The 21,568-nt window shown below is 56.9% G+C and carries 15 protein-coding genes; 12 read left to right on the forward strand and 3 right to left on the reverse strand.

Features of this window, described 5'->3' with window-relative positions; translation table 11 throughout:
• The first annotated feature begins 174 nt into the window (after nucleotides 1-174).
• The 5 genes from JMN36_RS00955 to JMN36_RS00975 all read left to right on the forward strand — a co-directional run bounded on the left by JMN36_RS00955 (nucleotide 175) and on the right by JMN36_RS00975 (nucleotide 7,664).
• On the forward strand, nucleotides 175-1,392 hold the full coding sequence (locus tag JMN36_RS00955) for a YkvI family membrane protein (protein WP_221923677.1): 1,218 nt from the start codon (nucleotides 175-177) through the stop codon (nucleotides 1,390-1,392).
• Nucleotides 1,393-1,453: 61 nt separating this feature from the next.
• Complete coding sequence (gatB, locus tag JMN36_RS00960; RefSeq protein ID WP_204087164.1) at nucleotides 1,454-3,013, forward strand: Asp-tRNA(Asn)/Glu-tRNA(Gln) amidotransferase subunit GatB; 1,560 nt, start codon at nucleotides 1,454-1,456, stop codon at nucleotides 3,011-3,013.
• 84 nt (nucleotides 3,014-3,097) lie between these two features.
• Nucleotides 3,098-4,450, forward strand: a complete 1,353-nt coding sequence (locus JMN36_RS00965) for a YkvI family membrane protein (RefSeq protein WP_221923678.1) — start codon at nucleotides 3,098-3,100, stop codon at nucleotides 4,448-4,450.
• Between the two features lie 56 nt (nucleotides 4,451-4,506).
• A complete protein-coding gene (locus JMN36_RS00970) occupies nucleotides 4,507-5,907 on the forward strand; it encodes a YkvI family membrane protein (RefSeq protein WP_221923679.1) in 1,401 nt (466 codons plus the stop codon).
• A 110-nt stretch (nucleotides 5,908-6,017) separates the two neighbouring features.
• Nucleotides 6,018-7,664, forward strand: a complete 1,647-nt coding sequence (locus tag JMN36_RS00975) for a DoxX family membrane protein (RefSeq protein ID WP_221923680.1) — start codon at nucleotides 6,018-6,020, stop codon at nucleotides 7,662-7,664.
• Nucleotides 7,665-7,758: 94 nt separating this feature from the next.
• Here the strand turns inward: JMN36_RS00975 and ilvD are convergent, their stop codons facing one another.
• The 3 genes from ilvD to JMN36_RS00990 are packed head-to-tail and all read right to left on the reverse strand — an operon-like array spanning nucleotide 7,759 to nucleotide 12,496.
• A complete protein-coding gene (gene ilvD / locus JMN36_RS00980; protein ID WP_204087160.1) occupies nucleotides 7,759-9,609 on the reverse strand; it encodes a dihydroxy-acid dehydratase in 1,851 nt (616 codons plus the stop codon).
• A gap of 50 nt (nucleotides 9,610-9,659) precedes the next feature.
• Nucleotides 9,660-10,448, reverse strand: a complete 789-nt coding sequence (locus JMN36_RS00985) for a PH domain-containing protein (protein WP_221923681.1) — start codon at nucleotides 10,446-10,448, stop codon at nucleotides 9,660-9,662.
• A complete protein-coding gene (locus tag JMN36_RS00990) occupies nucleotides 10,445-12,496 on the reverse strand; it encodes a mechanosensitive ion channel family protein (RefSeq protein WP_221923682.1) in 2,052 nt (683 codons plus the stop codon). Before JMN36_RS00990 ends, JMN36_RS00985 begins: the two co-directional genes overlap by 4 nt.
• A 483-nt stretch (nucleotides 12,497-12,979) precedes the next feature.
• Here JMN36_RS00990 and JMN36_RS00995 point away from each other — a divergent pair, with 483 nt between their 5' ends.
• From JMN36_RS00995 to JMN36_RS01025, 7 genes are all read left to right on the forward strand, one after another.
• Entirely contained in the window at nucleotides 12,980-14,935 is a 1,956-nt protein-coding gene (locus tag JMN36_RS00995; RefSeq protein WP_204087157.1) for an acetolactate synthase large subunit, read from the forward strand.
• A gap of 4 nt (nucleotides 14,936-14,939) precedes the next feature.
• Nucleotides 14,940-15,437 carry an acetolactate synthase small subunit gene (gene ilvN / locus JMN36_RS01000; protein ID WP_204087156.1) on the forward strand — a complete coding sequence of 166 codons (498 nt, stop codon included), beginning with the start codon at nucleotides 14,940-14,942 and terminating at the stop codon, nucleotides 15,435-15,437.
• Nucleotides 15,438-15,491: 54 nt separating this feature from the next.
• Entirely contained in the window at nucleotides 15,492-16,505 is a 1,014-nt protein-coding gene (gene ilvC, locus JMN36_RS01005; protein WP_221923683.1) for a ketol-acid reductoisomerase, read from the forward strand.
• A gap of 182 nt (nucleotides 16,506-16,687) precedes the next feature.
• Entirely contained in the window at nucleotides 16,688-18,286 is a 1,599-nt protein-coding gene (serA, locus tag JMN36_RS01010) for a phosphoglycerate dehydrogenase (protein ID WP_221923684.1), read from the forward strand.
• Nucleotides 18,287-18,543: 257 nt separating this feature from the next.
• Nucleotides 18,544-19,653, forward strand: a complete 1,110-nt coding sequence (locus JMN36_RS01015) for a GTP-binding protein (RefSeq protein ID WP_204088735.1) — start codon at nucleotides 18,544-18,546, stop codon at nucleotides 19,651-19,653.
• 41 nt (nucleotides 19,654-19,694) lie between these two features.
• Nucleotides 19,695-20,723 carry a 3-isopropylmalate dehydrogenase gene (locus JMN36_RS01020; RefSeq protein WP_204087153.1) on the forward strand — a complete coding sequence of 343 codons (1,029 nt, stop codon included), beginning with the start codon at nucleotides 19,695-19,697 and terminating at the stop codon, nucleotides 20,721-20,723.
• A gap of 20 nt (nucleotides 20,724-20,743) precedes the next feature.
• Entirely contained in the window at nucleotides 20,744-21,538 is a 795-nt protein-coding gene (locus tag JMN36_RS01025) for a GNAT family N-acetyltransferase (protein WP_204087152.1), read from the forward strand.
• Nucleotides 21,539-21,568: the final 30 nt, after the last annotated feature.

Here is a 21,568-nt window from a genome sequence, read left to right on the forward strand (position 1 = left end):
CTTTTACCCTATGGAGCCGCTGTGACAGCCATCATTGTTTTTCATTAATTGTGTGTTACAAATGCAAGCGATCATGTTAAATGGCGGTTTTTGTCCGTGCAGTCGAGTAACCTTTGCCGGTGGTAGTCGAGCCGTCCCGGCTCTCTGGTGATTTTGTTCCAAGGAGAACCCCTCATGTTCAGAAATACGCTTTCGATCGCTTTAGCTTTTGTGGGGCTGATCGTTGGCGCGGGAACAGCCTCGGGGCAGGAGGGGCTGCAGTTTTTCGTCGCTTTTGGGCGCTGGGGCTTGTGGGGCGTTGTCCTCGCCGCGGTTTTGATGAGTATTGCCGGCACGTCAGTCTTTGTCCTAGGGAGCTATTACCGAGCTCAAGAGCACAAACGAGTCATTGACAGCTCCGCGACGAAGCTCCTGGCCATTTTTTTGGACATCGGCATCTTGGTCACCCTGTTTTCGCTAGGGTTCGTGATGTTCGCGGGCGCGGGCTCAAACCTGAAGCAGCAATTTGGCTTTCCGACGTGGGTAGGTGCGACGATCCTGCTGGTCCTCGTCCTATTATCGGGGATGCTAGATGTCTCTAAAGTCTCGGCCATTATCGGGGCGATTACTCCGTTCATCATTGTTTGCATTACGATCGTCGGGCTAGTGACGTTGATCGGAATTCATCCCGACTTCAACCACTTAGACGCTTCCGCATCGACCATCAATACGAATCTGCCGAACTGGTGGATTTCCGCGCTCAACTACGTGGGCTTCAACCTTATTTGTGGTGTGTCCATGGCCATCGTGATCGGCGGTTCCTATTTTTATCCGCGTCAGGCCGGAATTGGTGGCGGCCTCGGAGGCCTGATCTTCGGATTCCTGCTGATCGTCATCGCATTTTCGCTGTATGTGAAGATCGATGAGGTCAAAGATGCGGATCTTCCGATGCTTGCCCTCGCATCGAATTTCAATGGCCCGTTCGGTTGGGTCATGTCGATTGTCATTTACGGCATGATCTTCAATACAGCATTGGGCGTTTTCTACGCTCTGGCTCGTCGGTTGACTGCAAACCATGAGGAACGCTTCCGCCCGACGCTCGTTGTGACAGCCTTGGTTGCCTTCGTGATCAGCTTCTTCGGGTTCAAAACGCTGGTGTCGAATGTTTACCCAATCTTGGGATATGTCGGTGTCGTCCTCATGATTGTGTTGGTTTATTCGTGGCGGAAATCGCGAATCCAGATTCAGGAAGAGGGGGACCGACGTCGGAAGCTACATGAGTTGGCTGAGCGGAAGTTGGATCCCACCAAGCGGTTCACCTCTAAACAGAAGCGCCAACTCCGGCACCTCATCGGCGAGTCGAATATTGACGACGATGTGTTGCGCGACATCCTCGACCGCAACGACGTCTAGGCGTTCCCGCTCGATTGTCCCTTTATAAGTTGTTGAACACTCTGGCGCTACACTGTTGGTTATGACTTCTCCCGCTCAGTCGATTCAGGATTATTCCGACGATATTATGGACTATGACGACGTCGTCGCGCAGTTTGATCCCGTTATGGGGATGGAAATTCACGTTGAGCTTGCGACGAAATCGAAGATGTTTTCGTCGTCCTCGGTTGAGTTCGGTGATGCCCCTAATTCCCATGCCGACCCGTGCTGCTTAGGTTTGCCGGGTGCTCTGCCCGTGGTGAACAAGAAGGGCGTCGAATGGGCAATCAAAATTGGTTTGGCCCTCAATTGCTCTATCGCCGAGCGGTCGCGGTTTGCGCGAAAGAATTATTTCTACCCGGATCAGCCGAAGAATTACCAGATCAGCCAGTACGACGAGCCTATCGCGTATGACGGTTATTTGGATGTTCAGCTCGACGATGGCTCGACGTTCCGCGTGGAGATTGAGCGCGCCCACATGGAGGAAGACACCTGTAAATTGACCCACATCGGTGGGCAAGGTGGCCGCATCGCTGGTGCTACAAAGTCTCTTGTCGACGCTAACCGCGCTGGTGTGCCGCTGATCGAGATCGTGACCAAGCCCATCGTGGGGGCAGGCGAGCGCGCGCCGGAAGTTGCTCGTGCGTATGTCACAGCCGTGCGTGATCTGATGAAAGCCCTCAAAGTTTCGGATGCCCGCATGGACCAGGGTTCGATGCGTGTTGACTCGAACCTGTCTCTGCGGCCGATCGGTACGGAAGAATTCGGCACCCGCACGGAGACGAAGAACATCAATTCGCTGCGTTCAGTGGAACAGGCTGTGCGGTTCGAGATGCAGCGTCAGGCTCAGTGCCTGAAGCACGGCGTCGAGATTGTCCAGGAGACACGGCACTATCAGGAGACCGATGGCACGACCTCGAAGGGCCGTCCGAAGGAAACGATGGCGGATTACCGCTACTTCAACGATCCTGATTTGCCGCCCGTTGTTGCTCCGTCTGAATGGGTGGAGGAAATCCGTGCGACGTTGCCGGAGCTTCCGTGGGTACGTCGTGCCCGGATTCAGAAGGAATGGAAGCTTTCCGACGAGGAGCTCCGCGACCTCGTGAACGCGGGCGCCTTGGATCTCGTGGCTGACACTGTCGAAGCCGGCGCTACGCCAACTGAGGCTCGCTCGTGGTGGGTGTCCTATCTTGCGCAGAAGGCGAATGAGCAGGAAGTCGAGCTGGATGCGCTGACCATTAGCCCTCGTCAGGTTGCTCGCGTGGCGAAGCTCGTCGCCGATGGGAAGCTGACGAATAAGCTGGCCCGTTCTGCCATCGATGGCGTCCTTGCCGGCGAAGGTAAGGAGAACGTCGACGATCCCGAGAGCGAGGACGTCGTCGACAATGTTGTCAAGAATCGTGGGCTTGAAGTGGTCCGCGACGACGGTGCCTTGGAGAAGGCTGTCGACGAGGCTCTGGCGGCAAATCCGGACATTGTCGAGAAGATCAAGGGCGGCAAGACGAAAGCGGCGGGCGCTATCGTCGGTGCCGTGATGAAGGCTACGCGGGGCAAGGCTGATCCGGCTCGTGTTCAGCAGCTTATCGTGGAGAAATGCAGTTAAGGTGTTGCACTAACTATTAGTTGCGGTGCCTCGGCCGGTATGATTCCTCAATAGAAAGCTAATCAACCCTTTCTTGAGGATTCGATGTTCAAAAGAACAATTGCTGTTGCTATGTCGGTTGTCGGCCTTATCGTCGGCGCCGGCTTTTCATCTGGTCAGGAAGTGCTCCAGTATTTCGTGGCCTTCGGAAAAATGGGGATTTGGGGGGCCGTTATCGTAGCGGTCTTGATGTCCGCTGCCGGAATGATCGTGTTGCAGCTGGGAAGCTACTTCCAAGCTGATGAACACGCCGGAGTCTTACGGACCATTGGCACGAAAACGGTTTCGTGGATCCTGGATATCGGCATTGTGTTCACACTGTTTTCCGTGGGCTTCGTCATGCTGGCCGGGGGTGGATCCAACCTCAACCAGCAGTTTGGAATTCCATCGTGGGTGGGGTCCGCGATTCTCCTGGTTCTCGTGTTGGCTGCGGGGATGCTTGATGCCGATCGCGTCAGCACAGTGATCGGAGCCATCACGCCGTTCATCGTGGTTGCCCTCGTCGGGGCAGCGATATGGGCATACACCCACACCGACGGAAGCCTGTCGAGCCTCGAACCGCTCACCCAGAACGTTGATACCAATCTTCCGAATTGGTGGATCAGTGCCCTGAACTACGCTGGCTTGGTCCTCATGGTTAACGTGGCCATGGCCATCGTTATTGGTGGCTCTCACCTCTACCCGCGCGAAGCCGGCCTCGGTGGGCTCGTGGGAGGCATCATTTTCGGTGTGTTGCTCATCATCAGCACCCTGTCGCTCTTCCTGAAGATCAAGACCGTTCAGGGGTCCGACCTGCCCATGCTGACGCTGGTTGACCACATTCACCCAGCCTTAGGCGTGATCATGTCCTTGATCATTTACGGGATGATCTTTAACACCTGCCTGGGCCTGTTCTATTCCTTGGGGCGTCGTCTGACAGCACGTCACCCGGAGAAATTCCGGATCGTGTTTACGGTCGTCACCGTGATTGGCTTTGCCGTCAGCTTCTTCGGATTCAAAACGTTGCTGTCCAGCGTGTACCCGATCATGGGGTACGTCGGGTTCGTGCTCATCGCGTTGCTGTTCATTGCGTGGTTCCGTGGGCGGACTGCGATGCATGACGAAGGCGGCCGTCGCCAAGAAGCGCGTGAACTTGCCGAGCGCAAGCTCGATCCGAATGTGCGGTTTACGTCGAAGCAGGCTCGCCGGCTCCGGCACCTGATCGGGGATTCGAACCTGGACGATGACGAACTTCGGAAGCTTATTCGCGACGACGTGACGAGTTATACCAAGACTGATGAGGCTCCCGAACCTGAAGAGATCGATGAGCCGGATGCGAAGGACAGCGCTGGGGAAGGTACTAGTGCTGGGGGAGATACTGGCTCAGGTTCCACGGTGTCGAGTACCCCGGTGAAGTAGTGACATCGGGAATAGCAATCGATCGTTAGATTCGGAATAGATAGAAAGTTAGATCAGTGGTTAAACGCACAATAAGTATTGCGTTGTCCTTTGTTGGATTAATTGTTGGTGCGGGTTTCGCGTCGGGCCAGGAGATCCAGCAGTATTTCGTGTCCTATGGAACGTGGGGAATTCTGGGTGCGATTCTTGCCGCGGTCATTATGGCGGCAACGGGGTACACAGTGCTCCAACTGGGCAGCTATTACATGGCTGATGAGCACAATGAAGTATTGTCCGGCTCATTGCCCACCTGGGTATCGAAATTTCTCGATCTCGCCATTATTGCCACCCTATTTTGTATTGGTTTCGTGATGTTCGCGGGTGCGGGGGAGAACCTTAAACAGCAGCTGGGGTGGCCAGTGTGGGCTGGTTCGGTCATCATGCTGGTGCTCGTTTTAGCGGCCGGCATGTTAGACGTTGATAAAGTTTCAGCCGTCATTGGTGGAATTACACCTTTTATCATCGTTTTCGTTGTGGCTGCATCGATCTATTCCTTCGTTGATCGCAGCGATTCATGGGGTCATCTCAGTGAGGTAGCCTCATCAATTCCTAATAGCTTCCCGAACTTCGCATTGTCGAGTCTGAACTATGTGGGCCTGTCATTAATTCTTTCGGTATCCATGGCGATTGTTATCGGTGGTTCGCACCTGTACCCGCGTGAGGCGGGCTGGGGAGGCTTCTTCGGTGGCCTTACCTTCGGTATTTTGCTCACCATTTCAGCGGTTGCTTTATTGTGCTCCACGGCGACGGTTAAAGATGACGCATTACCCATGCTTTCCCTGGTGAATAACATCAACGGTGGCCTTGGTTGGGTCATGGCTGTGGTTATTTACGGCATGATCTTTAATACCGCCATCGGAATGTTTTATTCATTGGGGCGACGGCTATCCTCCAAGCGTCCCGAGAAATTCCGCATTATCTTCATCGGCGTCACATTGGCGGGCTTTGTTTTGAGCTTCCTGGGGTTCAAGTCCCTAATTGCGACGGTATATCCGGCCTTAGGTTACCTGGGCGTTTTCCTTATTATTGTGCTGTTGATTGCCTGGTTCCGCGGGCATTCCCGCATTGAGGACGAGGCCGAACGTCGTGATCGAATTAGCGAATTAGTCGAGCGCCGTGACAATCCGAAGAAGCGCTTCACCTCAAAGCAGCGGCGGCAATTACGTCACCTAGTCAGGGCGTCAAACATTGAAAACGCGGAGCTGCGGGAAGCTGTCAGGAAAGAGCTCGATGAGGAGTCAGATGATGACTCACACGACGCTTCTTCAGACGGGAACACGTCGGGTAATGAGGGAACGTCCGCACAAGGCGAATCATCCTCCTCGGAGACTGGAACGAATGGGGATACCTCCGACGGGAAATCGACCGATAGCTCCGGTGGCCGGTCGGGAAGTGTGCCAGCGTCGACGTCGGATTAGCTGAGAATCGGGACTCCTCTAAACACTATTTGCACTGGTCGCGTGGATACTAATCGACACACCACGTGAATTATCTGCGTTGTGTCACTGTTCACCTTTAAAGTGGGGTTATGTTCGGAAGAAAGTCCCGCAATAAATCTAGTGACCTTACAGCTGATACCCCCATCTCTGATCGCGAATCCCGTGACGAGATCGATGTGCCCGCATCGGATACGTCCACATCGAAGGGATCCAGCGCCGACGCCGTACGTGAAACTGCGTCGGCAGAAGGGGAGTCCCACGAGGTGCAGGAGAAGTCCGCACCGTCATTGTCATATGGGGCGATAGATCACCGCGGTCTGGATCCCTGGGATGACAAGTCACGCGGGTCCTCCGACGCAAGTGACTCGCGCAATTTAGACGATCTTCAGGCAATGGATGATTTAGACGGCATCCCGACGGTTGCCGGATCACGCCCCGTTAAGCCTGCAGCTCCGTCTGTTAAGCCTGCGGCTAGCTCTGCGGCGTCGGAGGATCGTGCGGGCAATGACGAACCTAGGGGTGATCACGCAGGTGATCTCGGGGCCGCTGAATCTGAGCGCGACACGGCCCACGACGCACCTCACGACGTCTCTAGTAGTGAAGCAGAATCTGAAACGCCATCTGATGAGGATTTTGCAGCTGACGAACTCACGGTGGTTGAGCAGCGTCCACAGGGCCGTCGTGACATTTATTCCTTGACGGGGCGAGCTGCACCACAGGTGATTACACCCCGTGAGCAGCCTCAGGAACCGAAAAACCACGACCCGCTGTTCGATCAGCCTGAGGACATTCCTGGTGCTCGGTCAACGTCGGACGAGGATGCCGTTTTCGCTAACGCTCCGGTGTCAGATTTAGATATGGCCACCATGGATGAGGAAGAACCTGCCTCAGCAAGTCGTACCCCGGCAGACAGGAGCGCGTCTTCGCAATCCGCGCCGCGGTACGAAACACACGACACATACGTCGATCGACCTGATGAACAGATCAACGAGACACGCGTCGATATGCCCACGTCAGGTGCCTATGATCGCGACCACGTCGATATGGGCCGTTATGCCGACGATCGCCAGAATGACAGGGCGGCTGCCGGCGTGATGGCGAGTGAAGGTGCCGCTGGTGAATACAGGGATGGCGCTGTCCCACTGGGGGAGGACGACCGCCCCATTGATAACACTGGTGACGTCGACGTCGATGACGAGATCTACGAGGATGAGGACCCGCGCCGAGGAACCACCGATTTCGGCCTCTTCCTCATTCGCCTGGCTCTGGGCGCGATGCTGCTCTTCTACGGTATCCGAACTCTCTTCGAGCTAGGAGGCAGCTCTGGCGTCGATGGACTGCACAACGACTTCTACTTCATGAAGGGCAATGAGCTTCTCGCCTGGGCTGTGCCGATCATCGAAACTGCCGCCGGAGCGTTCCTCGTGTTGGGCGTACTCGCCCCGCTGGGTGCGTGCATGGCGGTTGCGGTATCAAGCTTTATGGCGATGTACTCGATTGACCTTCAGCCGGGCGCGTTCTCACCATTCAACTTGGCTCCGCACGTACAGGTGTGGTTGTTGCTCACCGCGCTATCCATAGGCGTAGCGTTTAGCGGTCCCGGAAGGTGGGGAGTGGATGCCACTCGCGGTTGGGCTCGACGCCCGCTGGGGAGCGGCTGGTTCAGTACGATTATCGGTTTGCTCGCGGGGGCAGCGGTGTGGGTCGTCGTCGCCCAGTCAAACCCATTCAACTAACCCAAATAAGTCGGCTCCTCACGCGTTCAACCATGGCGGTTGAGCTCGGAGGGGCCGTGCAGGTTCTGCACAAGGGCGAACCCGAAACCTGTAACTACCGACGGTCGTTGACTTTCCGAACCGCACCAGTATCAGCGCTGGTAGCCATAGATGCATATGCCTGGAGCGCCTTGCTCACCCGACGTTGACGGTTCAGCGGACGCCACGGGCGCTCAGAGGCATTCATCTTCTCCCGACGCTCCGCCAACACATCCTCGGGCACGTCAAGGGTGAGCTGGCGTTTGTGGACGTCGATAGTAACGGTGTCACCGTCGTGAATAAGACCAATCAGCCCACCATGTGCTGCCTCGGGAGAAATGTGCCCAACGGAAATTCCCGATGAACCACCAGAGAACCGCCCATCCGTGATCAGTGCGCACTGGGTTCCCAGGCCAGCGCCCTTCAAGAATGCCGTCGGGTGGAGCATTTCTTGCATCCCCGGGCCACCGGCGGGACCTTCGTACCGAATGACGACGACCTCGCCCGGCTTGATCTGCTTGTTCAAAATGGCGTTGACGGCATCCTCTTGGGATTCCAACACGTGAGCAGGCCCAGAGAAGTGCCACAGCGACTCATCAATTCCGGCGGCCTTAATGACGGCGCCGTCCTCAGCGAGGTTCCCGCGCAAAATAACCAGCCCGCCATCAGCGGTGTAAGCGTGGTCCACGTCGCGGATGCAGCCGTTTTCGGAGTCCGTATCAAGTTCGTCCCACTTGTTATCCGTCGAGAAGGGGACGGTCGTTCGCACGCCGCCAGGGGCAGCATGGAATAAATCCAACGCAATCTGTGTCGGGTTATCGGTACGAATATCCCAGGTCGCTAACCAGTCCGACAGAGACTGCGCATGCACCGCGTGCACATCATCGTGGAGGAGCCCCGCGCGGTTAAGCTCGCCGAGAATCGCAGGGATCCCGCCCGCGCGATGGACGTCTTCCATGTGGTAGTTCGAGTTCGGCGCGACCTTGGACAGACAAGGAACTTCCCTGGACAGACGGTCGATATCAGCAAGGTCAAAATCGATGTCGCCCTCTTGCGCCGCGGCAAGAATGTGCAGAACCGTGTTCGTCGATCCACCCATGGCCATATCAAGGGTCATGGCGTTATCAAAAGCATGCTTATTCGCGACGTTACGCGGGAGAACACTATCGTCATCGTGGTTGTAATAACGCTGGCACATGTCGACGATCGTCCGACCAGCGTTCTCAAAGAGCGCGCGCCGGGCTGCATGGGTAGCCAGTGTAGAGCCGTTACCAGGGAGTGACAGCCCGAGCGCCTCCGTCAAGCTGTTCATGGAGTTCGCTGTAAACATTCCCGAACACGAGCCACAAGTCGGGCACGCCGAATTCTCGACGATAGAGAGCCCCCGGTCGTCGACACTATCGTTTGCCGACGCCGAAATCGCTGTAATGAGGTCGGTCGGAGTATGCGCAACCCCATCGACGACAACAGCTTTTCCCGCCTCCATGGGGCCGCCGGACACGAAGATGGCGGGAATGTTGAGCCGCATGGCCGCATTGAGCATTCCCGGCGTGATCTTGTCACAGTTGGAAATGCAGACAATTGCGTCTGCGGCGTGCGCATTGACCATATATTCCACGGAATCGGAGATGATTTCGCGTGAGGGGAGTGAGTAAAGCATCCCGCCGTGGCCCATGGCGATTCCATCATCGACGGCAATGGTGTTGAACTCTCGAGGAACACCGCCTGCTTCACGGATGGCACCGGCGACGATGTCCCCGACGTCCTTGAGGTGCACATGACCGGGAACGAACTGCGTGTAGGAGTTCGCGATGGCGATGATGGGCTTGTTAAAGTCACCATCTTTTAAGCCGGCAGCTCGCCAGAGCGCGCGAGCTCCAGCGGCGTTGCGGCCTTGGGTAGTGACCGACGATCGTAGGGGGATCATGGGGGTTGGCTCCTCAACAGTGTGATGTCTGGAATGGTCGGGCGCCGCTGCTAATCCTGGTCAGGTTTTTCCGGTGTGTCTGACTGGTCGCGGTGGCTTGTCTCCGAGGTTTCGTCGGATGTGGAGTGCTGGGCTGCGCGTCGTCGTTCCATCTCGGCGGCGATGAGTTTCGCGTTGTGCTCCCTCGTCGCCTCCTCGCGGGTCTTAACGACGGCGTACCCGTCGCGATTGACGGTGGTCAACTCGTCATCGTCGCGGTTTCGCCCCGGCGTAACAGGGTCAGGGATGAGTCCGCCGGAGGCCTTGGCAAGCTTCGGAAGGTTATTAAACGTCACTCCAGGTAATGCGATGGTATCGCGCTTTTGCCTGGGGCGGCTGGTACGTCCGCGCTCCGCAGCGTGATCATTCGTCTCCTGATTCGGCCCATTCGGCACGGCATAAGCGCGTCCGCCACGGCTGAACTGAATACCGGAGAAGTCATCCCAGGATAGTGTTCGGCTGGAGCGGAAAAGATACCGTGCGGTAATACCCGTCGGTGAAATCTCAGTACGAGCACGGAGAACCCACACGGCGAAAAGAATAGGGAAGGTCAGCACCCAGAAGAGGTAGGCGGGTTTATAGCCCACGAAAATGAGGAAGATCAGGAACATGACGATCGCCCCAATGAGGTTCATTCTGTCGGGACGGATGGTCGTCGTTGTCCTGATCTTTTCCTTCTGCGTGCGGGGTGAGGATGCCGCAGGGCGAGATGCCTGCCGGCCCGCACCGTGACCTGGTCGTGCGTGGTGTGGGCGTGGGTGAGAGCCTGGGGTGTGCTCGCCGGACGGAGTCGAACTCATGGGGCCATTGTAGATGCTGTGTTGTTGTCACCTTGACCGTGGCTCAGATTCATCTGGCCGGAGTTGTCATTCCCACTGTTGGAGTTGCCGGACCCTGAGCCCTGGTTGCTGCTGTCAGTGTCCTGTTGGTTGGCCCCTCCGTTATCGGAGTTGTCCCCATTGGAATTAGATCCCGCATTCCCGTTATTGCCGGAATTTTGGTTTCCATTCGTGGAATTCTGCTGGTTCCGGTTGTTATCCGTATTCGGCGCAGTCGTCGTGGGCTGTGTGCGATTCGGCGTTGTCGTTGGAGTATTGCTGCCGTTCTCGCTATTGCTATCCCGCTCCGTGGTCGGATTCTCAGAATGGGTGTTCGACTCCGGCGTCGTGGGAGCCGAGCTCTCCGACTTGTCGTCCGATTCCTTCGTGTCCGAACGCGATTGGAACGACGAGGGGGCCAGTATTCCAGAGCCGCGGTCGCCGCCGTCATAGGTGAGCCCTTGGAGAATCACCAAGATGATGAGAACCAGCACAATGGCACTGGTTGATGCGCGGCACCGTCCGCCGATCGAGAAGAGCCGTTGGATCCGTCGCTCGTACGAAATCCTTCTGAACAGCCCATTTTGCTGCGCATCTTCCGCTTCTTTTTCTAGCGACGTGCGGGTGTCTTCTGCCTTTTTCGACGTTGTTGCGTCTGAAACATCGGCGCTGCTGGTACCCCGGTCGCTCGGGTTAACCCCATGATCGGACGCCTGGGCAGCACGTTCGGCAGCTGCGGTGTCGTCCTCGGGTGAAAACACCCGAGTTTCCGCCGTGGAGCCTGATGTGGAGCCTGATGCCGAGGGGAAGACGACGGTCTCCGAGTCGTTGGCCGTGCCGCTGCCATTCCCACTGGCAGTAGGGCCGACATTCCCGATGCCACCATTGGCGGTCTCTGACGAAGCAGCCCCTTGCGCATCCTCCGTCGTTGGCCGTCCTTCAAACTCGTCTTCTTCCCGTTGCAGCGTCGTAGCCCACCGGCGTGTTGTATCCAACGCCTGGGTGTTGTCGCCGCTGGTCGCCTCATCTTTGTCGGAAGTTGTCGATGCATGTGCACCGTCACCACTGTGTCCATCGTGGTGCCCGTTGTCACCCCCATTACCGTGCGCATGATGCGAGTGCCCGGAAGACCGAGTGAGTCCCGGCAAGCTCTCAATGGTTGACCGGGAATACGATGCCCACATTTCATCCATGACGGCTGAACGAAGGGCACGCTCCACAGTCCATTGCTGTCCCGGTTCAACACGAATGAGGACGCGGTACTTGATACTCCACGGAACACCCGTCGATGTCGGTGGAATCAGATCCAGCGCGGGCAGGATACTCACGGCATCGGCGTCGTCGCTGACGAGTCGTGCGATCTCAGGCTTAGCCAAAGTGCGGTTCACGCAGCCATCGAAGAGTGCGTTCAGGTCTTCAGTGCTATCACCTGCGGTGAGGGGAACGGGGATGTCTATCTGAGCCTTCGCCCATCCGGAGGAAGCATTGACAGCAACAAGTGGTACGGAGTTCGGCACAACTGCCTCTTGCCCGTTGAGTGTCCGTACTGTGGTTGAGCGCAGGGTAATAGCCGTCACTGTTCCTTCCACCGGGGCGTTCTTGTTTTGAAGGATGACCCAGTCACCGACGCCATACTGCCGCTCGGTAATGATGAAGAATCCGGCGAGGAAGTCAGCGATGATTTTCTGCGCACCAAACGCAACGGCGGCAGAAACAACGGTTGCGGGAACGGCCGCGCCGGTCGTTGAGAATCCGAAGTCTTTAAGGATCCGGATGGCGACGAAGAAGAAGGCGATGGCCTCTGCGATGTAGACCAGTGCGCCGAGAATGGCTAGCCGACCTTTGTAGCCTTCGGTGTCGGCAATTTCTCCGCGCCGTTCTTCGTGCTCGTTCATCTTGATCGTCGCCCATCGGACCACAAGTCGGCCGATGCGCGGTATGAGTATGGCGATACAGATCAAGATGGCAAGGGATAGGCCGGTGTTGGCCACCCACTCCCACATGGAAGTCAAATAGAACTTGAACGGCATAGACCTAAACTTAGTCACCAGATTGTGCGGTTGGCCACGATGTGGATGATCTTCTCACAGATCTCCGTGAATATTCTCAGTGAACTATCAGCACGGGGATGGTAGAGGAGTGGCGGTTTTGCTCCCGTGGCTCGCCGTCCTCCCGTTTTCTGGCACGTTCCTTACCATTTGGGGGTGATAGTGCGCCATTATCGGGCAATTCCGGTGATTTCTCGTGGCCCTAGTTGGTCTGACGTGTCTGTGCCTTTATAGTTCTAAATATGACGAGCGCAACGATGACCACCATCATTCTTGTAGTACCGAGAGGGCGTTAGCTTTCCTGGTTACTCGTCACCGCCCTTTCGCACCACGCGAGAAGGGCTTTTTTCATATCCGATGCTTTATCGGAACTCGTGACGATGGCAACAACACGCTCATCCGTCGGTAATAAAAGTTCCGCTGAGGCTGATACCCCTGATAACACAGTGAGGAGAGCACAAAACCGTGAACGCCCCCTCTCAACCGCCCACTCCGGCGACGGTTGCGGCTTCAACTGTGGCAACGCAGTCGGGAGCACCCAACAAACCCACTCAGAAAATCCGAAAAGAAAAGTTCACCGGCGCAGAGCTTATTGTCCGTACCCTCGAGGTATTGGGCACTCGGACTGTTTTCGGTCTTCCGGGTGGCGCTGTTCTTCCCCTCTACGAGGCCCTTTACGAATCGACCATCCTCAATCACATTCTGGTGCGCCACGAGCAGGGCGCTGGCCACGCCGCAACCGGTTATGCCCAAGCCACCGGCGAAGTTGGCGTGTGCATCGCGACATCAGGACCCGGCGCGACGAACCTTGTGACGCCGCTGGCCGATGCCAACATTGACTCCGTTCCGGTCGTCGCGATTACTGGGCAGGTGGGGCTGCACTTATTGGGAACCGACGCGTTCCAGGAAGCTGATATTTGCGGGGTGACCCTTCCCGTCACGAAGCACAACTTCATGGTGACCAAAGTTGAGGACATCCCGCGTCTGATTGCGGAAGCATTCCACTTGGCATCCACCGGTCGGCCTGGTCCGGTGCTTGTCGACGTGCCGAAGGATATTCAGAATCAGGTCGCTGAGTTTGAGTGGCCTGTTGAGCTTGAGCTTCCTGGTTATAGGCCGACGACGTCGCCGCACTCGCGGAAAATCAAGCAGGCGGTGGATCTCATTGCACAATCCCGTCGCCCGGTGCTCTACGTCGGTGGTGGGGTGATCAAGGCTAACGCCAGCGCGGAGCTTGCGGAGTTCGTCGAGAAGACGGGTATTCCCGTGGTGACGACGTTGATGGCGCTGGGGTCGTTCCCCGATTCTCATCCTCTTCATATGGGGATGCCGGGGATGCACGGCAGCGTCTCGGCCGTCGCTTCATTGCAGAAAGCTGACGTTGTTATAGCGATCGGAACGCGTTTCGACGATCGTGTCACTGGCGATGTTGAGTCTTTCGCTCCTGAGGCGAAGTTTATCCACGCGGATATTGACCCTGCGGAGATCGGAAAGATCCGCGAGGTTGAGGTCCCCATCGTCGGGGATGCGCGAGAAGTTCTTCAGTCTCTGACTGATATGTACGAGAAGAAGAACCTGAAGCAGCCTGAGTGTAGCCGTTGGGTTGATTATCTCCATTCTTTGCAGAAGACCTATGCCTTGGGGTGGGAGAATCCCGACGATGGCAAGTTAGCTCCCCAAGCGGTTATTAAGGCCATTTCCGATGAAGTTGGTCCCGACGCGATTTACTGCGCTGGGGTGGGGCAGCACCAGATGTGGGCGGCGCAGTTCGTCGATTATGAACAGCCGCGGACATGGTTGAACTCGGGTGGCTTGGGGACGATGGGTTATGCCGTTCCTGCTGCGATGGGTGCTCAGGCCGGTTCGCCGGGGAAAGAAGTCTGGGCTATCGATGGCGATGGTTGCTTCCAGATGACCAACCAGGAGTTGGTGACCTGTGCGGTCAATGATCTTCCGATCAAAGTTGCGGTGATTAATAACGGCAATCTGGGCATGGTTCGTCAGTGGCAGAATTTGTTCTACCAGAGCCACTATTCGCACACGGGCCTTCACCCGAAGGGCGAGTATCTACCGGATTTTGTGTCCTTGGCAGAGTCGATGGGCTGTGCGAGCTTCCGTGTTACTCGGGAAGACGAGATCGTGCCGACGATCAAGAAAGCGCGCGAGATTAACGACCGGCCTGTGGTGATTGACTTCATCGTTGGTGAGGATGCGCAAGTGTGGCCGATGGTTGCGTCGGGACACTCGAATGATGAGATCCAGTACGCCCTCAACCTGCGGCCATTGTTCGACTCCGATCAGATGATTGATGAAGATTCGGTCACTGATGTGAGCGACGTTATTGAAGAGGATCAGGCTCGGGTGGCAGCGGAAGGAACCACAGCAGCCACCGACGACCAGCGCGGCGGGGGAGAGGAGTAGGGGCATGCAACATACGTTGAGTCTCTTAGTGGAAGATCAGCCAGGCATTGTTGCTCGGCTGTCCGGGATGTTCGCTCGGCGATCATTCAACATCATTTCGATGACGACAGGAACGACTGATCTGGAGGGGGTCAATCGGATCACCATCGTCGTGGAAACAGATGAAGTGTCCATCGAACAGATCACGAAGCAGCTCAATAAATTGATCCCGGTGCTGAAGGTCATTCGGCAGAAGGACGATCAAATGGTGTCTCGTGCCCTGCTTATGGTCAAGGTTGCGGCGAATAATGAGAACCGGGCGCAGGTTGTCGACGCTGCCAACCTGTTCCGTGCTCGTGTGGTCGATGTGGCACCTGAATCGGTGGTCATTGAGGCGACGGGGCAGCCGGGGAAATTGGTTGCTTTGTTGGATGTCCTTCGGCCCTTTGGTATCCGCGAACAAGTGTATTCGGGGGTGGTTGCTTTAAGTCGTGGTGCGAATCCCATGATGCCCAAACGATAATCTCACCCTATGATATGATCTTCTCGACAAATGGAACTCTTGAAAGGAGTTACAGTGGCAATCAAAACTTATTACGACGATGACGCAGACCTGAGCATCATCCAAGGCCGCAAAGTAGCGGTGATTGGCTACGGTTCACAGGGCCACGCACACGCTAAGTGCTTGCGCGACTCTGGCGTCGATGTTCGTATCGGCCTGCGCGAGGGCTCCAAGTCCGCGGAAAAGGCCAAAGAAGCTGGCTTCGAAGTGCTCTCTAACGCTGAGGCCGCTGAGTGGGCAGATCTGATCATGATCTTGGCCCCCGACACGTCGCAGATCGCGATCTTCGAAAAGGAGATTGAACCTCACCTGAAAGATGGGGACGCTATTTTCTTCGCCCACGGCTTGAACATTCACTTCAAGAAGATCGTCGCTCCTAAGGGAGTCACGGTGGGCATGGTTGCACCGAAGGGCCCCGGCCACCTGGTTCGTCGCCAGTTTACGGAGGGCAAGGGTGTTCCCTCGTTGATTGCCGTGGAAAATGACCCGACCGGCGAGGGCACGGCGCTGGCACTGTCCTATGCAGCCGCTATCGGCGCTGGACGTGCAGGGGTTATCGAGACCACCTTCCGTGAAGAGACCGAAACTGACCTCTTCGGTGAGCAGGCAGTTCTCTGTGGTGGCTTGGAAAAGCTGATGATGACGGGCTTCGAGGTTCTCGTCGAAGCTGGGTACGCACCGGAGATGGCGTTCTTCGAGGTCTGCCACGAGATGAAGCTGATCGTGGACCTCATCTTCGAGGGTGGCCTGTCGAACATGAACTACTCGATCTCGGAAACCGCTGAGTTCGGTGGCTACGTTTCGGGACCGAAGATCATTGATGACCACGTCAAGGAGTCGATGAAGAAGGTTCTCTCTGAGATTCAGGACGGCACCTTCGTCGACGCCATGTTCAAGGATGTCGACGCTGGTCAGCCTGGTTTGAAGGGTCTGCGCGAGGAATACGCGAACCACCCGTTGGAGAAGGCCGGTAAAGATATGCGCTCCATGATGAGCTGGATCGCTAACCCGTTGGACGAAACCGCTTAAATTATCCCCAAAAAGGGATATTATTCAGCATAGTCCTCTTATTTCGCCATAATGTGCTGGTAGGAGGGCTATGCTTTTTGTATATCTGCGCCTGATCATCCGGGCCATATATGTGCTCAAACCCCCAACCCACACGACGGAGTGCACCTGACCGTGCGCTATTTTACTAGGAGGACCAAATCGTGAATCACAACTGCTTACCTGTGGTTCTTATCGCTGACAAGCTTGCTCAATCAACAATCGAGGCGCTGGGAGATGGCGTTGAGGTCCGGTGGGTAGACGGGCCGAACCGTGCCGAGCTCCTGGCCGCCGTCTCAGAAGCAGATGCGCTCCTAGTACGTTCCGCCACCACGGTGGATGAAGAAGTTCTCGACGCCGCCAAAGAATTGAAAATCATCGGCCGCGCGGGCGTCGGACTGGACAATGTTGACATTGAAGGCGCGACACAGCGTGGTGTGATGGTGGTCAACGCGCCCACGTCGAATATTCACTCAGCCTGCGAACATGCGATCACCTTGCTGCTCGCGGCTGCTCGGCAGATCCCCCAGGCCGATCAATCGCTGCGGCAAGGCGAGTGGAAACGGTCGTCCTTCAAGGGTGTCGAGGTATATGGCAAGACTGTGGGCATCGTCGGCTTTGGCCATATCGGGCAGCTCTTTGCTCAACGGCTTGCGGCCTTTGATGTGGAGCGCATTGTTGCTTATGACCCCTACGCTAACCCCGCGCGCGCCGCACAGTTGGGGGTTGAGCTCATTGACCTCGAGGAACTGATGGCGGTGGCTGATTTCGTCACCATCCACCTCCCCAAGACCAAGGAGACAGCGGACATGTTCAATGACGCTCTCCTTGAGAAGTCGAAGAAGGGGCAGATTATCGTTAATGCTGCTCGCGGTGGTCTTATCGACGAAGAAGCGCTGGCTCGCGCGATCGATTCCGGCCACATTCGTGGCGCGGGTGTGGATGTGTACGCCACGGAGCCTTGCACGGATTCTCCTCTGTTTGACCGGCCCGAAGTTGTGGTGACACCTCACTTAGGCGCGTCGACCGTGGAGGCGCAGGATCGCGCCGGGATCGATGTAGCGAAGTCCGTTTTGCTTGCCCTCGCGGGAGAGTTTGTTCCCGATGCGGTGAACGTCTCTGGTGGTGCCATCGGCGAAGAGGTCTCCCTGTGGCTGAACCTCACGCGCAAGCTGGCTGTGTTGGCGTCGGCAATCCAGCATGGTGCGACGACGTCGGTGGAAGTGATCGCGCGTGGCGAGCTGTCTTCCGAAAATGTCGATGCCCTGGGTCTTGCGGCTCTGCGTGGCGTGTTCGCGGGCACGGTGGATGAGAAGGTGACATTTGTTAATGCCCCGGCCATTGCTGAGGACCGTGGTGTTCAACTTTCCGTGACGACGGCTGCCGAGTCGGTGCTGCACCGCTCTGTTGTTGAGGTTCGGCTTGTTACTAATACGGGCGACACCGTGTCGGTCGTGGGTGCCCTGACCGGCTTGGATGGTGTGGAAAAGATTGTCCGCATCAACGACCGAGGGTTGGATCTTCGCGCGGAAGGTCGGAACGTGTTCCTGCACTACAAGGACCGCCCGGGTGCCTTGGGTGCCGTCGGATCCCAGTTGGGTGAGCGTGGAATTAACGTCGAGGCCGCGGCATTGTCGCAGGATAAGGCCGGAACTGGTGCCACGCTGGTTCTTAGGGTGGATAAGTCGGTTCCTGACGATGTGATGGAGTCGATGAAGGCATCGTTGGATGCGCAGTACGCCATTGCACTCGACTTCGACTAGGTAGGCCCATCCGCCTGGGTGGGTGGAAACCGCCACTATTGACATTGTGTATCATTAACGCTTTGGAGGATGTGTAGTCAGCCAACTGCGCCGGGCACTGGTTGACTAACTTTGGCTGACTGCCGTCCTCCATCTCAAGTGGTGCGTTATGTCCAGCTTTGTGCTGCGACTAACGCGGAGAGACGTTAAGGGGATGCACAGTGTTTGAAGAGCGCCATATGGACGATGCGGTGAAAGAAAACGTCCGAAACGCCGACATGGCTGATTTTCGGCCGACGCCGGTGACGGTTCTGTCAGGGTTCCTCGGTTCGGGGAAAACGACGCTCCTCAACCACCTGTTGGCTAACCGCGCGGGCCGCAAAATCGCGGTGATCGTCAACGACTTTTCGGAAGTGAATATTGACGCTGCGCTCATCGCCGGTGAGGGGCACCTTGAGCGCGGAAGTGACCGCATGGTCGAGCTCTCCAATGGCTGCATCTGCTGCACGCTGCGGGAAGACCTCATTGAATCAGTCACGTCGCTCGCGGCGAGCCAAAAGTTCGACCACATCGTTATCGAATCAACGGGCATCTCAGAGCCGATGCCCGTCGCCGCAACCTTCGAGTGGGAGTTTTCCGACGGCGTCCATCTTGGTGGCATCGCTCCGATCGACACAATGGTGACCCTGGTCGATGCAACGACGTTCCTGCCTCAGATGTACAAACGTGGGCGACTCTCTGACCGGGGTTTAGAGGCCACTCCCGACGACGACCGCACGGTTGCGGAGCTTCTCGTCGACCAAGTCGAGTTTGCCGACATGATCTTCGTGACGAAATGCGACCTGGTTTGTGATGAACTCGCTAAAGCAACTGAAGATGCTGTTCACGCCATGAATCCGCGCGCACGCATACGTCGTGTGGTCAATGGCGAGATTTCGATGGAAGCTGTGCTCGATGCGCACCTTTATGACGTCGATGAGTCCGCTGCAGCTCCCGGGTACCTTGATGAACTCGCGAATCCGCATACTCCGGAAACCGAAGAGTACGGGATTTCCTCAGTGGTGTTTCGATCCCAACGGCCATTTGACCAGCGCCGTCTCATCGCAGCGGTGAAATCCATGCGTGGTCTGGTTCGGTCAAAAGGGCATTGTTGGATCGCGGACCGCCCGGAGCTCATTCAGATGTGGTCCCAGGCCGGCCCGAATTTAACGATCTCACCTGCAGCGTTATGGTCGCAGGCGTCGGAGGTTCCGTCGTCGGAAATTGTCCTTATTGGTGTGAACTTTAATGGTGCCGACGCCCTAGCCCGGCTCCAGGCAGCAACACTAAATGACGACGAATCGCGCGCGCTGCTTAAACGTATGGCTGGAGCGTCGGCGATCAGTTAGACTCACAAGAAACCCGTGATGTGAGAAAGGTATCTCAGGATATGAAACTAGCGGTTATCCCTGGCGACGGGATCGGCACAGAAGTAACAGCGGAAGCGCTCAAAGTGATGCGAGCTGCGTTGGCGGGGAGCGGCGAGTCTATTGAGACCACGGAATACGACCTCGGCGCCCGCCGGTACCTCCGCAATGGGGAGCTTCTCACTGACGACGATCTTGCCTCCTTGCGTGAGCACGATGCGATTCTGCTTGGGGCTGTCGGCGATCCGCGAACTGTCCCATCAGGAGTGTTGGAGCGCGGGCTCCTGCTGAAGATGCGATTCGCCCTCGATCACCATGTCAATCTGCGCCCGTCGGTGCTGTATCCGGGGGTCACTTCGCCACTGTCCGATCCGGGGAAGGTCGACTTTATTGTCGTCCGCGAGGGAACCGAGGGGTTGTACGCCGGGAACGGTGGTTCGATCCGGGCGGATACGCCTCACGAAGTTGCCAACGAAACAAGTGTGAACACACGGTACGGAGTTGAGCGTGTTGTCCGCTACGCTTTTGACCGTGCGCAGGAGCGGCGCAAGAAGTTAACGCTGGTGCACAAAACCAATGTCCTTGTGTACGCCGGTGGACTGTGGCAGCGCACCGTTGACCAGGTTGCCCAGGAATACCCCGACGTTGAGGTGAATTATTGCCACATCGACGCGGCGACAATTTATATGGTCACTGACCCCTCGCGCTTCGACGTGATTGTGACGGATAACCTTTTTGGCGACATCATCACGGACCTGGCGGGAGCGGTCACCGGTGGTATCGGTTTGGCTGCATCGGGCAATATCGACGCGACCGGCACGAATCCGTCCATGTTCGAGCCTGTTCACGGCTCTGCTCCTGATATTGCCGGGAAGGGCATCGCGGATCCAACCGCTGCGATTTTGTCGGGAGCGCTGCTATTCCGTCACTTGGGTAAGACCGACGAAGCCGACGCCATTGAGGCCGCGGTGCGCAATGATGTTGCCTCGAGAGATGGCAGCATTCGCACCGAGGAAGTTGGAACTCGGATTGCAAACAGTCTCGACAGTTAGCTGTGGGGTAGGGGACTGCCGTGTTACCACCTGAGATTTGGCCACCGTCCGGCCTCCGCATAAGGGCGGGCACGCTGGAGCTCCGGCCTATGGATGAGCAGGCCATTTCCGACGCCGTTCGCGCGGTGTCGCGAGTGGATGATGTGTTTGCTGATCCCACTGGTCCCGAGGTTTTTCCATGGATCGGTGCGCCGAAGTATTCCAATGCTGCGTTTCACCTGAGCACAATGGCAAGCCTTGGGATGGGAGACCCCTCCTCGTCCGAGTGGACCTTGGCTTTGGTTATCCGGCATCGCGGCGAGTTTATTGGTGTTATTGATCTCCGGCGGCGTCGAATCCCTGGCTCTGCTTCCTCAGACGGGGAGGAGCTGCGCGGACTCCTTCGTGACCTTGGCCTCAAGGCCGGTGATAGCTACGTCGAGACCGGGTCATATATCATGCGACCTTTTCAAGGGCACGGATATGGAACTCAGGCCCGACGAGCCGCACTCACCGTGGCATTTACGTATTGCGGTTTTGGCATCGCGGTATCCGAAAGCTGGCCGACGAACGCTGCATCTCAAGCGGTATCGCTGTCGTGCGGTTACACATTCCTCGGCACGCGTCCCGACGCCATCAATGGTGCCTCCGCCGCCGCCGAAGAGAGTGATGCCGGCGGGAGTGACGTCGGCAATAACAACCTCGGCAATGACAATGAAAAGGTGCGAATGTATTGCACCCCAGACACGTTCGACTGTGGGTCTACCTCGGTGCATGTCGATGGGTGGACACCGGAATTGGCCGCGATGCTAGGGGTACAGACGCGACGGAACTAGGGATAATCAAGCTGGGGAACTAGACGTCCT

Origin of the sequence: Corynebacterium pseudokroppenstedtii, assembly GCF_019754945.1 — a bacterium.
Classification (GTDB): Bacteria; Actinomycetota; Actinomycetes; order Mycobacteriales; family Mycobacteriaceae; genus Corynebacterium; species Corynebacterium pseudokroppenstedtii.

What these genes read in the sequence shown, in the direction of transcription:
- JMN36_RS00955 (WP_221923677.1), top strand. Translation starts at nt 175, where the DNA reads ATGTTCAGAAATACGCTTTCGATCGCTTTAGCTTTTGTGGGGCTGATC.
- gatB (WP_204087164.1), top strand. Translation starts at nt 1,454, where the DNA reads ATGACTTCTCCCGCTCAGTCGATTCAGGATTATTCCGACGATATTATG.
- JMN36_RS00965 (WP_221923678.1), top strand. Translation starts at nt 3,098, where the DNA reads ATGTTCAAAAGAACAATTGCTGTTGCTATGTCGGTTGTCGGCCTTATC.
- JMN36_RS00975 (WP_221923680.1), top strand. Translation starts at nt 6,018, where the DNA reads ATGTTCGGAAGAAAGTCCCGCAATAAATCTAGTGACCTTACAGCTGAT.
- ilvD (WP_204087160.1), bottom strand. Translation starts at nt 9,609, where the DNA reads ATGATCCCCCTACGATCGTCGGTCACTACCCAAGGCCGCAACGCCGCT.
- JMN36_RS00985 (WP_221923681.1), bottom strand. Translation starts at nt 10,448, where the DNA reads ATGAGTTCGACTCCGTCCGGCGAGCACACCCCAGGCTCTCACCCACGC.
- JMN36_RS00990 (WP_221923682.1), bottom strand. Translation starts at nt 12,496, where the DNA reads ATGCCGTTCAAGTTCTATTTGACTTCCATGTGGGAGTGGGTGGCCAAC.
- ilvN (WP_204087156.1), top strand. Translation starts at nt 14,940, where the DNA reads ATGCAACATACGTTGAGTCTCTTAGTGGAAGATCAGCCAGGCATTGTT.
- JMN36_RS01015 (WP_204088735.1), top strand. Translation starts at nt 18,544, where the DNA reads ATGGCTGATTTTCGGCCGACGCCGGTGACGGTTCTGTCAGGGTTCCTC.
- JMN36_RS01020 (WP_204087153.1), top strand. Translation starts at nt 19,695, where the DNA reads ATGAAACTAGCGGTTATCCCTGGCGACGGGATCGGCACAGAAGTAACA.